The following is a 13,525-nucleotide window of genomic DNA, read 5'->3' as shown; positions in this document are numbered from 1 at the left end:
GACCCTTCGGGCGGTCGTGAAGCGCGGCCGGTTGTTCAGGTCCCGGTGGTCGGCGGTGTCCGTCCAGCCGTGTTCCTCGTTGAAGATCCACGGCACCTGGCCGCCCTGCTGGTCGGCGTGCTCGATCACCACCGCGCCGCCCGGACGCAGCAGCCGGGCCGCGACGCGCTCGATGCCGCGGATGGTGTCCAGGCCGTCCTCGCCGGAGAACAGCGACATCTGCGGGTCGTGGTCGCGGGCCTCCGGCGCGACGTACTCCCACTCGGTGAGCGGGATGTACGGCGGGTTGGAGATGACCAGGTCGAAGCGGCCGTCCCAGGAGCGGTCGTCCTCGAAGGCCCTGGTGGCGTCACCGGCGTGCAGGGTGACCCGGGCGCGGTCGGGGCTGGCCTCGATGTTGCGCCGGGTGTACTCCAGCGCGCCCTCGTCCAGTTCGAAGGCGTGCACGGTCGAGCGCGGGAGTTCCTGGGCCAGGGCGAGCGCGATCGCGCCGGAGCCGGAGCACAGGTCCACCACCAGCGGCTCGGCCACGTCCATGTCGCGCACCGCGTCTATCGCCCACTCGACGACCGTCTCGGTCTCCGGCCGGGGCACGAACACCCCGGGGCCGACCTCCAGTTCGAGGTAGCGGAAGAACGCCCGCCCGGTGATGTGCTGGAGCGGTTCGCGCGCCTCGCGGCGGGAGACCGCCTCCCAGTAGCGGGCGTCGAAGTCGGCGTCCTTCACCGTGTGCAGCTGGCTGCGCTTGACGTTGTGGACGTAGGCGGCGAGCTCCTCCGCGTCGAAGCGCGGCGACGGCACGCCGGCCGCGGCCAACCGCTGGGTGGCCTGGGCCACCTCGGCGAGCAGCAGGTTCATCCGTACGACCTCTTGTCTCTCCGGCTCCGGGCGAAACGCGGGCTGGGGCGCGCCGGTCTCAGTTCTCTTGGGCCGCGGCGAGCTTGGCCGCCGCGTCCTTGTCGACGCAGGACTGGATCACCGCGTTCAGGTCGCCGTCCAGGACCTGGTCCAGGTTGTACGCCTTGAATCCGGTGCGGTGGTCCGAGATGCGGTTCTCGGGGTAGTTGTACGTGCGGATCCGCTCGGAGCGGTCCACCGTGCGGACCTGGCTGCGGCGCGCGTCCGAGGCCTCCCGCTCGGCCTCCTCCTGCGCGGCGGCCAGCAGCCGCGAACGCAGGATGCGCATCGCCTGCTCCTTGTTCTGGAGCTGGCTCTTCTCGTTCTGGCAGGACGCCACGATACCGGTCGGCAGGTGGGTGATCCGGACCGCGGAGTCGGTGGTGTTGACCGACTGGCCGCCGGGGCCGGAGGACCGGTAGACGTCGATCCGCAGGTCGTTGGCGAGGATCTCGACCTCGACCTCCTCCGCCTCGGGGGTGACCAGCACGCCCGCCGCGGAGGTGTGGATGCGGCCCTGCGACTCGGTGGCGGGGACGCGCTGCACGCGGTGCACGCCGCCCTCGTACTTCAGCCGGGCCCAGACGCCCTGGCCGGGCTCGGTGCTGCCCTTGGTCTTCACGGCCACCGAGACGTCCTTGTAGCCGCCGAGGTCGGACTCGTTGGAGTCGATGATCTCGGTCTTCCAGCCGATCCGCTCGGCGTAGCGCAGGTACATCCGGAGCAGGTCGCCGGCGAACAGCGCGGACTCCTCGCCGCCCTCGCCCGCCTTGATCTCCAGGATGACGTCCTTGTCGTCGCTCGGGTCGCGCGGGACGAGCAGCAGCCGCAGTTCCTCGGTCAGCTCGTCGCGGCGCGCCTCGGAGTCCTTCACCTCGGAGAGGAACTCCGGGTCCTCGGCCGCGAGTTCGCGCGCGGCCTCGATGTCCTCGCCGGCCTGCCGCCACTGCCGGTAGACCCGGGTGATCGGGGTCAGCTCGGCATAGCGCTTGGCCAGCTTGCGGGCGTTGTTCTGGTCCGCGTGGACGGACGGGTCGGCCAGCCTCGTCTCGAGGTCGGCGTGCTCGACGAGGAGCTCTTCGACTGCCTCGAACATGGGGTGGCCTTCTTCCCGGGGACTCGGAAACGTGTGGGGGGTGGGGACTCGCGGGGGCGCGCACTCGCGGGGGACGCGAACGGCGCCGGCCCCCAAGCGCCCCCGACAACGAGTACGGGGACGCCGGGAACCGGCGCCGAGGGAGCGCTAGGCCTTCGCGCTGTGCTGCTTGCCGAAGCGGGCCTCGAAGCGGGCCACGCGGCCACCGGTGTCGAGGATCTTCTGCTTGCCGGTGTAGAACGGGTGGCACTGCGAGCAGACCTCGGCGCGGATCTCGCCACTGGTCTCGGTCGAGCGGGTGGTGAACTCGGCGCCACAGGTGCAGGTCACGCGCGTGACCACGTACTCGGGGTGAACGTTGGGCTTCAAGGGGTTCTCCTAGGTTTCGGGAGGGCACCGGGTCGGCGGCTGGAGCGCCGCACGTGAACCGGGACCGACGGACCAGTCTGCCAGGACCGGCCGCATCTTCCCAAACCGGGTCGCGTTCCGGGATATTCCGGGCCCCCCGCGCGCCCGGCGGCGGTGTCCGTCAGGGCGTGGTGGTGGCCTTCGCGCCCGGCTTCCCCGTGGTCCGCGCCGGGGCCGACGGCGTGGCCGTGGGGGCCGCCTGGGCGGGGTTCTCCGGCTGCGCGGCGACGACCGCCGGCGGGAACGGCCGGTCGGCCCTGAGCGCCGTCCAGACCTGCCCGGCCGCCGGCTGCTGCGGGACCACCCGGTTCGGGTCGCCGGGGGCGGTCTCCACCGGCAGGGTGACCATGCTCAGCTGGTCCGGGCCTATCCCCTTGAGCTCCTGGGCGAGCCCCACCAGCGAGTTCACCGAGCCGAGCGCGGAGTCGGTGGTGATGCTCTTGGTCACGGTGTCGCCGACGGACCACAGCTTGACCGGGTTGGTGAGCATCCCGCTCCCCCCGACCTGCTGCAGCAGCGACTTCACCATCTGTTTCTGGAGCTCGATCCGGCCGAGGTCGCTGCCGTCGCCGACGCCGTGCCGGGTGCGCACGAAGGCCAGCGCCTGCTGTCCGTTCAGGCGGTGCTCGCCGGGCGGCAGGTCGAGCCCGCTGTCCTTGTCGTGGATGGCCACCGTGGTGGTCACGGTGGCCCCGCCTATCGCGTCCACGACCCGGGCGAAGCCGGCGAAGTCGACCTGCAGGTAGTGGTCCATCCGCAGCCCGGTGAGCTGCTCGGTGGTCTTGACCGCGCAGACCGCGCCGCCGGTCTCGAAGGCGCTGTTGTACATCGCGCGCTTGGCGCCGGGCGCCGTCCGGCCGCTCGGGTCGGTGCAGTCGGGGCGGGTGACCAGGGTGTCGCGCGGGATCGAGACGACCTGGGCGCGGGAGTGGTCCTGGTTGATGTGCACCACCATGGCGGTGTCCGAGCGGGCGGTGGCGCCGGTGTCGCCGCCGGCCAATGAGCCGTTGTCGCCGCCGCGCGAATCGGAGCCGAGCACCAGGATGTTGAAGGAGCCGTCGGTGGCGGCCGGCGGCCGGGCGTCACCGAGCCCGCCGTCGATGTCGACGCTCTTGATGTTGCCGTCGAGTCTGAAGTAGCCGAGGAGGGCGCCGCCGACGACGAACGCGGCGAACGCGCAGGCGGCCGTCCGAAGGAGCCTGCGGCGGCGACTCGTAACCCTCTTGTGTTCGGCCATACGGCCCAGAGTAAATCGGACAACATGATCCAAACGGTCTCAAGTTGTCCCGAGTCTGGAACAAAGCGGCCCGGACGCGCGGAACCCCGGACCGCTCGCGCGATCCGGGGTTCCGTGCTTCGACAGCCGTCCGGCTACGGTCAGTCGCCGGAGCCGGGGGTGGTCTTGGCGATCTGCATCAGGAACTCGGCGTTGCTCTTGGTCTGCTTCATCTTGTCCAGGAGCAGCTCGATCGCCTGCTGCGAGTCGAGCGCGTGCAGCACCCGGCGCAGCTTCCAGACGATGGCCAACTCCTCGCTGCCGAGCAGGATCTCCTCCTTGCGGGTGCTGGAGGCGTCCACGTCGACGGCCGGGAAGATGCGCTTGTCCGAGAGCTTCCGGTCGAGCTTGAGCTCCATGTTGCCGGTGCCCTTGAACTCCTCGAAGATCACCTCGTCCATGCGCGAGCCGGTCTCGACCAGCGCGGTGGCCAGGATGGTCAGCGAGCCGCCGTTCTCGATGTTGCGCGCGGCACCGAAGAACTTCTTCGGCGGGTACAGCGCGGTCGAGTCGACACCACCGGACAGGATGCGGCCGGAGGCCGGCGCCGCCAGGTTGTAGGCGCGGCCGAGGCGGGTGATCGAGTCCAGCAGGATGACCACGTCGTGGCCCAGCTCGACCAGGCGCTTGGCGCGCTCGATGGCCAGCTCGGCGACGGTGGTGTGGTCCTCGGCCGGGCGGTCGAAGGTCGAGGAGATGACCTCGCCCTTCACCGACCGCTGCATGTCGGTGACCTCTTCCGGACGCTCGTCGACCAGGACGACCATCAGGTGGCACTCGGGGTTGTTGTGGGTGATCGCGTTGGCGACCGCCTGGAGCACCATGGTCTTGCCGGTCTTCGGCGGCGCGACGATCAGACCGCGCTGGCCCTTGCCGATCGGCGACACCAGGTCGATGATCCGGGTGGTCAGCACGCCCGGGTCGGTCTCCAGGCGCAGCCGCTCCTGCGGGTACAGCGGGGTGAGCTTGTTGAACTCGGGGCGGCCGCGGCCGCTCTCCGGGTCCATGCCGTTGACGGAGTCCAGGCGCACCATGGCGTTGAACTTCTCGCGGCGCTCGCCCTCGCGCGGCTGGCGCACCGCACCGGTGATGGCGTCACCCTTGCGCAGGCCGTTCTTGCGGACCTGGGCGAGCGAGACGTAGACGTCGTTCTGGCCCGGCAGGTAGCCGGAGGTGCGCACGAACGCGTAGTTGTCGAGGATGTCGAGGATGCCCGCGACCGGGATCAGGACGTCGTCCTCGCCGATCTGCGGCTCTACGGTGCCGGCCTCGAAGCCGTCGCGGCCGCGGCGGCCACGGCGGTCGCGGTAGCGCCCGCGGCGGCCACGGCGGCCCTCGCCGAACTCGTCGTCCTCGTAGCCGCCCTGCTGGGCCTGCGGCTGCTGGGCCTGCGGGGCCTGGCGGCCCTGCTGCTCGCCCTGGCCGGCCTGCTGCTGGCCGCCGCCCTGCTGGGACTGGCGGTCGGCGCGCTCGCGGCGGTTGCGGCGGTCGCGGCGGGACTCGCGGCCCTCGCCGTCCTGGGCCTCGCCGCCCTCCTGGCGGTCGGTGCGCTCAGTACGCTCGCCGCCCTCGCGGCGTTCACGGCGCTCACGGCGGTCGCGACGGCTCTCGCGGCCGTCCTCGCGACCCTCGAAGCCGCGGGTCTCGGCCGGGCGGGCCTCGGCCTGCTTCGACTCGGCGACGGCGACGGTGGCCTCGGCGGCGGCCTCCGCGGCCGGGGCGCCGGGCGCGCCGGCGGCCGAGGTGGCGCGGCGGCGGGTGCGCTCGGTACGGGCCGGCGCGGCGGTCTCGGCGGCGGCCTGGACCGGGATCTCGATCTGGGCCTGCGGCTCGGCGGCGGCCGGGGCCTCGGCCTTGGCGGCGGCCTTGGCGCGGCGGGCCGGCTTCTCGGCCGGGGCCTCGGCGTCCGCCTTGGCGGCGGTGCGCTTGGCGGCCGGGGCGGTGCCACCGGCGGCGAGCAGCGGGTCCCCGCCGCTCTTCTCCTTGATGGTCTCGATCAGCTGGCTCTTGCGCATGCGCCCGGTACCGGTGATGCCAAGGTCCGCGGCGAGCTTCTGGAGCTCGGCCAGGACCATGCCGTCCAGGCCCGCGGCGGCACTGCGGCGGCGCCGCGCCGGGGCAGCGGGGGCGGCGGCTGCGTCCGACGCGTCGGCGTCCGGGCGCGCGCCCATCAGATCGGTGGAGTCGCTCACTAAGGGTCCTTCCCTGGAGCGGACGTCGGCCTGTCTGGCTCGGCGACCGGTTGTGCTGTCCTGACCAACGCTCGACTGCGTCGGTCCGAGGCGGTGGTCCCTCGAATGGCGGGAGCCCGTCGAGGGAGAGCTACGTACGAGGTGCGGTGCATGAAGCACGGTGGTGCTGAGTGGCGCGTGGGCCGGTCGTGTGTCGACCTCCCCTGAGGGCGTAACCCCCACGCTCCCTGCGAATCCCGGGCCCCCGTCGCGTGACGGTGGCCCGCGCTCCGCCCGTCCTGGCCTCCAGGTGGGAGGCCGCGGGTGGGAGTCAGGTGCCGTCACGGCTTCGGGATGCGGCCGCATGTCGCGCAGGCAGGCTGCGTACGCGCTGCGGTGGGCTCCCGGAGAATCGTCGCCCCGTGCATCGCCGGGACTCCACTGCCGTGGAGCGCTGGGATCGGGACGCGGCGCACCTAGCCCCGGAGGGCACCTGGTGCAGCAATGAGGTTAACACTACCGACCCCCTCAGACATTCCCCAGCCTTGCGGTTGCCAATCGTGTCCGCCGGACCCGGCTCGGCAGGACGCCGGTGCCGGGCCCCGAGCGGCCCGTTCGTGCTGCTCAGACGTCCAGCGGGAGCACGACGGCCCCGGTGCGGTCGACGTCCAGGCGGTGCGCGGCGAACGCCGGGTCCCCGCCGTGGCCGTGGTGCCCGGCGAAGGCGAGCACCTTGTCGGCGCCCGCCTCGTCGGTGAGCGCCAGGACGGTCGGGCCGGCCCCGGAGATGACCGCGGGGACGCCCTCGGCGCGCAGCGCGCCGACCAGGGCGGCGCTGTCCGGCATGGCGGAGGCTCGGTAGTCCTGGTGCAGCCGGTCCTCGGTGGCGGCGAGGAGCAGTTCGGGGCGCCGGGTCAGCGCCTCCACCAGCAGTGCGGAGCGGCCGGCGTTGACGGCCGCGTCGGCGAGCGGGACGGTCTTCGGCAGCAGCCCGCGCGCGGTCTCGGTGAGCACCTCGCCGGCCGGCACGAACACCACCGGGACGACCCGCTCGGACGGCTCCAACGCGATCGCCTTGGCCGACTCCTCGTCGGTCCAGGCGATGGTGAAGTTGCCGCGCAGGCAGGCCGCGACGTTGTCGGGATGGCCCTCCAGCTCGGAGGCGAGGGCCAGCAGCGCGTCGTCGTCCAGCGCGGACGGGCCGCCGATGGTGACCGCGCGGGCGGCCACGATGCCGGCGCAGATGGCGGCCGAGGAGGAGCCAAGGCCGCGGCCGTGCGGTATCCGGTTGGCGCAGACCACTTCGAGGCCCCGCGGCTGGCCGCCGAGCCGGTCGAAGGCGGCGCGCATCGAGCGGACCAGCAGGTGGCGCTCGTCGCGCGGCAGCGTGTCGGCGCCCTCACCGGCGATGTCGACGGAGAGGCCGGAGTCGGCGACCCGGACGACCACGTCGTCGTACAGACCCAGCGCGAGCCCGAAGGCGTCGAAGCCCGGGCCGAGGTTGGCGCTGGTCGCGGGAACCCTGACCCGGACGGCGGCGGCACGGAACGCGGGACCGGCCATGCGGTGGACTCTCCTGGGGAAATCGGGCGGCGCGGAGCGCGTCGTCGGTGCGAGGGCGGGGAACGGACCGAGGCCCCTCGGGGGCGGGCGGTCACGGCGGTCGGCGCGGCCCGGATCCGCCCGGGCCCGGGGCATGTGCCACACGGCCGAGGCCAGAGTATCGAAGAGAGGTTCCCCAGCGGTACACCCCGTGGGCCTTCGATCTGGTGTGTTGCCGGTTCTGGCCGGAATGCGCACCCCTCCCCGCCGGGGGAGGGGCGGAAAGGGATCGCGGTGTGAAGCCCGGTCGACTCAAAAGTGTCAACGGGGAACTCCGACGGGCCGACCCCCGAAAGGGGCGGCCCGTCGGAGTGTCAGGCCCCGTTACCGGTCGAGCAGTCCGAGGCTGCGGGCGGCCGCCTCCGGGTCGACCGGGACGACCTGCGGCTGCGGCGCGCCGGCCACCGCCCAGTCCGGGTCCTTCAGGCCGTTGCCGGTCACGGTGCAGACGATCCGCTGGCCCGGGTCGACGAGCCCGGCCTCCGCCTTGGCCAGCAGACCGGCCACCGAGGCGGCCGAGGCGGGCTCCACGAAGACGCCCTCCTGCGAGGCCAACAGCCGGTAGGCGGACAGGATCTGACGGTCCGTCACCTTGTCGATGAGGCCGCCGGACTCGTCCCGCGCGGCGAGTGCGAAGTCCCAGGAGGCCGGGTTGCCGATCCGGATCGCGGTGGCGATGGTCTGCGGCTTGAGCACCGGCGCGCCGTCCACGATCGGGGCGGAGCCGGAGGCCTGGAAGCCCCACATCCGCGGGGTGCGGGTGGCGAGGGCAGGGAGGACGGGGCGCGTAGCGCCTCCATCAGGGATGGCGGCGGGAGACGGGCGGGAGTACTCGCGGTACCCCCTCCAGTACGCGGTGATGTTGCCCGCGTTGCCGACCGGCAGGACGTGGATGTCCGGGGCGTCGCCGAGCATGTCGACGATCTCGAAGGCCGCGGTCTTCTGGCCCTCGATCCGCACCGGGTTGACCGAGTTGACCAGCGCCACCGGGTACTTCTCGGACAGTTCACGCGCAAGGGTGAGGCAGTCGTCGAAGTTCCCGTCGACCTGGAGGATCCGGGCGCCGTGCACCAGCGCCTGGCCCATCTTGCCCAGGGCGATCTTGCCCTGCGGGACGAGCACCGCGCAGACCATCCCGGCCCGCACCGCGTAGGCGGCGGCGGAGGCCGAGGTGTTGCCGGTGGACGCGCAGATGACCGCCTGCGCGCCCTCCTCCTTGGCCTTGGAGATGGCCATCGTCATCCCGCGGTCCTTGAAGGAGCCGGTCGGGTTGGCGCCCTCGACCTTGAGGTAGACCTCGCAGCCCGTGCGCTCGGACAGCACCTGGGCGGGGACCAGGGGCGTGCCGCCCTCCAACAGGGTGACCACCGGGGTGGCCGCGGTGACCGGCAGACGGTCCCGGTACTCCTCGATCAGGCCGCGCCACTGGTGGGTGTGCGCGCCTCGGACGACGTTCTCGGCAACGGCGTTCATGGCTGTTCCTTATTCCCCTTCGACCCGCATGATGCTGGCCACGTCCCGCACGCTGTCCAGCGCGCGGAGCTTGTCGACCGTCGCCGACAGCGCGGCGTCGGTGGCACGGTGGGTGACCACGACGAGCGAGGCGTCGCCGTCGCGGCCCTGCTGGCGCACGGTGTCGATGGACACGCCGTGCTCGGCGAAGACGGACGCCACCTGGGCGAGCACGCCCGCGCGGTCGTCCACGTCCAGGCTGACGTGGTAGCGGGTGACCACCTCGTCCATGGGCTTGGCCGGCAGCCGGGTGTACACCGAGTCGCCGGGACCGGTGGCGCCGGCCAGCTTGTTGCGGCAGACCGCGACCAGGTCGCCGAGCACCGCGGAGGCGGTCGGCGAGCCGCCCGCGCCGGGGCCGTAGAACATCAGCCGGCCGGCCGCCTCGGCCTCGACGAACACCGCGTTGTACGCCTCGCGGACGGAGGCCAGCGGGTGCGACAGCGGGATCATCGCCGGGTGGACGCGCGCGGTGACGGACTCGCCGTCCGCGGCCCGCTCGCAGATCGCGAGCAGCTTGACCACGCAGCCCATCTCCTTGGCGGAGGCGATGTCGGCCGCGGTCACCTCGGTGATGCCCTCGCGGTAGACGTCCACCGCGGTGACCTTGGTGTGGAAGGCGATGCCGGCCAGGATCGCGGCCTTGGCGGCGGCGTCGAAGCCCTCGACGTCGGCCGTCGGGTCGGCCTCGGCGTAGCCCAGCGCGGTGGCCTCCTCCAGCGCCTCCGAGTAGCCGGCGCCGGTGGTGTCCATCTTGTCGAGGATGAAGTTGGTGGTGCCGTTGACGATGCCCAGCACCCGGTTGACCTTGTCGCCCGCGAGGGACTCGCGCAGCGGGCGCAGCAGCGGGATCGCGCCCGCCACCGCGGCCTCGTAGTACAGGTCCACCCCGGCCTCGGCGGCCGCGGCGTGCAGCTCGGTGCCGTCCTTGGCGAGCAGCGCCTTGTTGGCGCTGACCACCGAGGCGCCCTGCCGGAAGGCCGACAGGATCAGCGATTTGGACGGCTCGATGCCGCCCACCACCTCGACCACCACGTCGATGTCGCCCCGGTTGACCAGGGCCTCGGCGTCGGTGGTGACCAGGTGCTCGGGGACGCCCGGACGGGTCCGCCCGGCGCGGCGGACCGCGATCCCGGCCAGCTCGACCGGAGCACCGATGCGAGCGGCGAGGTCGTCGGCCGTCGTCGTCATGATGCGCGCCACCTCGGAGCCCACCACACCACAACCCAGCAACGCCACCTTCAGCGGGCGCGTACGCATCATCCGACTCCGCTCTGCATTCATTCGTGCTTCGGTATTTCCGGCGGGTTTTCCTGGACCGCCGGAAACTTCGGTCCGTACCAGTCTCCGGGACTTTCCGTACGGATCTACGGTCGTTCCATGATCTGAGACGAGAATTTCGTCATCCGATATCCAGACGCAGGAGATCCTCCTCCGTCTCGCGCCGGACGATCACCCGCGCCGCACCGTCCTTGACGGCGAGCACGGGGGGCTTGAGGGCGTGGTTGTAATTGCTCGCCATCGACCGGCAGTAGGCGCCGGTGGCGGGAACCGCGATCAGGTCGCCCGGGGCCAGGTCGGCCGGCAGGAAGGCGTCCCGGACGACGATGTCGCCGGACTCGCAGTGCTTTCCGACCACCCGCACCAGCATCGGCTCCGCGTCACTGGTGCGCGACACCAGGGCCACCGAGTACTCGGCGTCGTACAGCGCGGTGCGGATGTTGTCGGACATCCCGCCGTCCACGCTGACGTAGGTGCGCAGGCCCTCCAGCGGCTTGACGGTGCCGACCTCGTACAGCGTGAACGCCGTCGGGCCGACGATGGCCCGGCCCGGCTCCACGCTCAGCCTGGGGGCGTTCAGGTTCGCGGCCGCGCACTCGCGGCGGACGATCTCGGCCAGCGCGGCCGCGATCTCGGCCGGCTCGCGCGGGTCGTCCTCGCTGGTGTAGGCGATGCCGAGGCCGCCGCCGAGGTCGATCTCGGGCAGCTCGACGCCGTGCTCGTCGCGGATCCCGGCCAGCAGGCCGACCACCCGGCGGGCGGCCACCTCGAAGCCGGCCATGTCGAAGATCTGCGAGCCGATGTGCGAGTGGATGCCGCGCAGCTCCAGGCTGTCGTGGCCGAGCACCCGGCGCACCGCCTCGGCGGCCGCCCCTCCGTTGAGGGAGAGCCCGAACTTCTGGTCCTCGTGCGCGGTGGCGATGAACTCGTGGGTGTGCGCCTCGACGCCGACGGTGATCCGGATCAGCACCGGCTGGCGCACGCCCTGGCGGGCGGCGATCGCGGCGAGGCGCTCGATCTCCTCGTAGGAGTCGAGCACGATGTGCCCGACGCCGGTCTTCACGGCGTTCTCCAGCTCGTCCGCCGACTTGTTGTTGCCGTGCAGCGCGATCCGCTGCGGCGGCATCCCGGCGGCCAGCGCGACCGCGAGCTCGCCCGCGCTGCACACGTCGAGGTTGAGGCCCTCCTCGTGCAGCCAGCGCACGACGGCCTTGGAGAGGAACGCCTTGCCGGCGTAGTAGACGTCCGCGTCGGCGCCGAAGGCGTCCCGCCAGGCGCGTGCCCGGGAGCGGAAGTCCTCCTCGTCCAGCACGTAGGCGGGGGTGCCGAACTCGGCGGCCAGCCGCTTGACGTCGATGCCGCCGACGGTGGCCACACCCTCGGCGTCGCGGGCGACGGTGCGCGACCAGACCTTGGGGTCGAGCGCGTTCAGGTCGGCGGGCGGGGCCTGGTAGTGGCCCTCGGGCAGGACGTCGCCGTGGCGGGGGCCTGCGGGGTGTGCGGAACGGCTCATGGTGCTGGGTTCCTTCGAGACCTATGGCGAGGGGCGGCGACGGTCCCCGTTGACCGTCAGCCGCCCCCGCTGTGCGCTTGGGGGTGGTGCCTACATCCGCTCGGGCGCCGTCACGCCCAGGAGCGTGAGGCCGTTGGCGAGCACGGTGCGCGTCGCCTCGACCAGCCAGAGGCGGGCGCGGTGCGTGTCGGTGAGTTCCTCGTCGCCCTTGGGCAGGAACATGCAGTTCTCGTACAGGCGGTGGTACTTGCCCGCGAGCTCCTCCAGGTAGCGCGCCACCCGGTGCGGCTCGCGCAGCTCGCCGGCCGTGGCCAGCACCCGCGGGAACTCCGCGAGGTGGCCGAGCACGTCGGATTCCCACTCGGTGGCCAGCAGCTCGGGCTTGAACTGCTCGGCCGTGCCCTTGTCCACGCCCAGCTCGGCGGCCTTGCGCGCCACGCCGCACATCCGGGTGTGGGCGTACTGGACGTAGAAGACCGGGTTCTCGGTGGTCTGGCTGGTCAGCAGGTTGATGTCCAGCGTGATCGTCGAGTCCGTGGAGGAGCGCGCCAGGGTGTAGCGGGCGGCGTCCACGCCGATCCACTCGACCACGTCGTCGATCGTGATGATGTTGCCGGCCCGCTTGGACATGCGGACCTCTTCGCCGTCGCGAAGCATCTTCACGAACTGGCCGATCTTCACCTCGATGTTGCGGTTCATGTCGTCGCCCGCGCAGGCCGAGATGGCCTTGAGGCGGTTGACGTAGCCGTGGTGGTCGGCGCCCAGCATGTAGAGCGCGACCTCGGCGCCGCGGTCCCGCTTGGACAGGTAGTACGCGGCGTCGGCGGCGAAGTAGGTCTTGTCGCCGTCGGCCTTGATCAGGACGCGGTCCTTGTCGTCGCCGAAGTCGGTGGTGCGCAGGAAGACCGCGCCCTCCTGCTCGAAGACGTGGCCCTGGTCGCGCAGCCGGTCGATGGCCTTCTCGACGGCGCCGGAGTCGTGCAGCGTCTTCTCCGAGAACCACACGTCGAAGTGGGTGCCGAACTCGTCCATCGAGCGCTTGATCTCGGCGATCATGAGCTTGAGGCCCTCGGTGCGGAAGACCTGCAGCTGCTCGGCCTCGGGCAGGTCGAGCACGCCGGGGACCGCCTCGGTGAGCGCCTTGGCGATGTCGACGATGTACTCGCCGACGTACCCGCCCTCGGGCACCTCGCGGCCGTTCGCGGCGGCCTGCAGCGAGGCGGCGAACTTGGTGATCTGCACACCGGCGTCGTTGAGGTAGTACTCGGTGGTGACGTCGGCGCCGGAGGCCCGCAGCACGCGCGCCATCGAGTCGCCGACGGCGGCCCAGCGGACGCCGCCGATGTGGATCGGGCCGGTCGGGTTGGCGGAGACGAACTCCAGGTTGATCTTCAAGCCCTCGAGGGCGTCGTTGCGGCCGTAGGCCTCGCCCGCCTCGACGATGGTGCGCGCCAGCGCACCGGCGGTGGCGGTGTCCAGGGTGATGTTCAGGAAGCCCGGACCGGCGATGTCGACCTTGGCGACGCCGGTGATCCCTCGCAGGCGCTCGACCAGCAGTTCGGCAACGGCTCGCGGCGGCTTGCCGGCCGCCTTGGCGAGCTGGAGGGCCACGTTGGTCGCGTAGTCGCCGTGGTCCCTGTTCTTGGGCCGGTCGACCGTCACGTGCTCGGGCACGGCGACGGCCAGCTCGCCCGCCTCGACGGCGGAGCTCACGGCGGCCTGGATTGCCTGGGAAAGGTCTGCGGGGGTCACGACGCCAAGCGTAGGCG

Annotated in this window: 10 protein-coding genes; all 10 read right to left on the bottom strand. The window is 72.1% G+C overall.

Translation table 11 applies throughout. The features are described 5' to 3' along the window. The coding region (gene prmC / locus ACWDBB_RS24130; RefSeq protein ID WP_449791584.1) for a peptide chain release factor N(5)-glutamine methyltransferase at positions 1–858 on the bottom strand (858 nt) is incomplete at its 3' end. A gap of 58 nt (positions 859–916) precedes the next feature. Continuing rightward, positions 917–1,993 carry a peptide chain release factor 1 gene (gene prfA / locus ACWDBB_RS24125; RefSeq protein WP_449791583.1) on the bottom strand — a complete coding sequence of 359 codons (1,077 nt, stop codon included), beginning with the start codon at positions 1,991–1,993 and terminating at the stop codon, positions 917–919. Positions 1,994–2,140: 147 nt separating this feature from the next. After that, complete coding sequence (gene rpmE, locus ACWDBB_RS24120) at positions 2,141–2,362, bottom strand: 50S ribosomal protein L31 (protein ID WP_030057539.1); 222 nt, start codon at positions 2,360–2,362, stop codon at positions 2,141–2,143. Positions 2,363–2,522: 160 nt separating this feature from the next. Further along, the gene (locus ACWDBB_RS24115) at positions 2,523–3,638 is read right to left on the bottom strand and encodes an LCP family protein (RefSeq protein WP_449791582.1); all 1,116 of its coding nucleotides are present in this window, start codon (positions 3,636–3,638) and stop codon (positions 2,523–2,525) included. 140 nt (positions 3,639–3,778) lie between these two features. Next, positions 3,779–5,869, bottom strand: coding sequence for a transcription termination factor Rho (gene rho / locus ACWDBB_RS24110; protein WP_449791581.1), 2,091 nt, complete (start codon positions 5,867–5,869; stop codon positions 3,779–3,781). Positions 5,870–6,472: 603 nt separating this feature from the next. Next, positions 6,473–7,411 (bottom strand): homoserine kinase, encoded by a 939-nt coding sequence (gene thrB / locus ACWDBB_RS24105; protein WP_449791580.1) that lies wholly within the window; start codon positions 7,409–7,411, stop codon positions 6,473–6,475. Between the two features lie 363 nt (positions 7,412–7,774). After that, complete coding sequence (gene thrC / locus ACWDBB_RS24100; RefSeq protein WP_449791579.1) at positions 7,775–8,923, bottom strand: threonine synthase; 1,149 nt, start codon at positions 8,921–8,923, stop codon at positions 7,775–7,777. A 9-nt stretch (positions 8,924–8,932) separates the two neighbouring features. After that, on the bottom strand, positions 8,933–10,225 hold the full coding sequence (locus ACWDBB_RS24095; RefSeq protein ID WP_449791578.1) for a homoserine dehydrogenase: 1,293 nt from the start codon (positions 10,223–10,225) through the stop codon (positions 8,933–8,935). A gap of 139 nt (positions 10,226–10,364) precedes the next feature. Beyond that, positions 10,365–11,756 carry a diaminopimelate decarboxylase gene (gene lysA, locus ACWDBB_RS24090; protein WP_449791577.1) on the bottom strand — a complete coding sequence of 464 codons (1,392 nt, stop codon included), beginning with the start codon at positions 11,754–11,756 and terminating at the stop codon, positions 10,365–10,367. A 90-nt stretch (positions 11,757–11,846) separates the two neighbouring features. Further along, entirely contained in the window at positions 11,847–13,508 is a 1,662-nt protein-coding gene (gene argS / locus ACWDBB_RS24085) for an arginine--tRNA ligase (RefSeq protein ID WP_449791576.1), read from the bottom strand. Positions 13,509–13,525: the final 17 nt, after the last annotated feature.

The organism is Kitasatospora sp. NPDC001095, from assembly GCF_053598615.1.
Note: the sequence above shows the minus strand (reverse complement) of the source record. Positions and strands in the feature narration are given on the sequence as shown.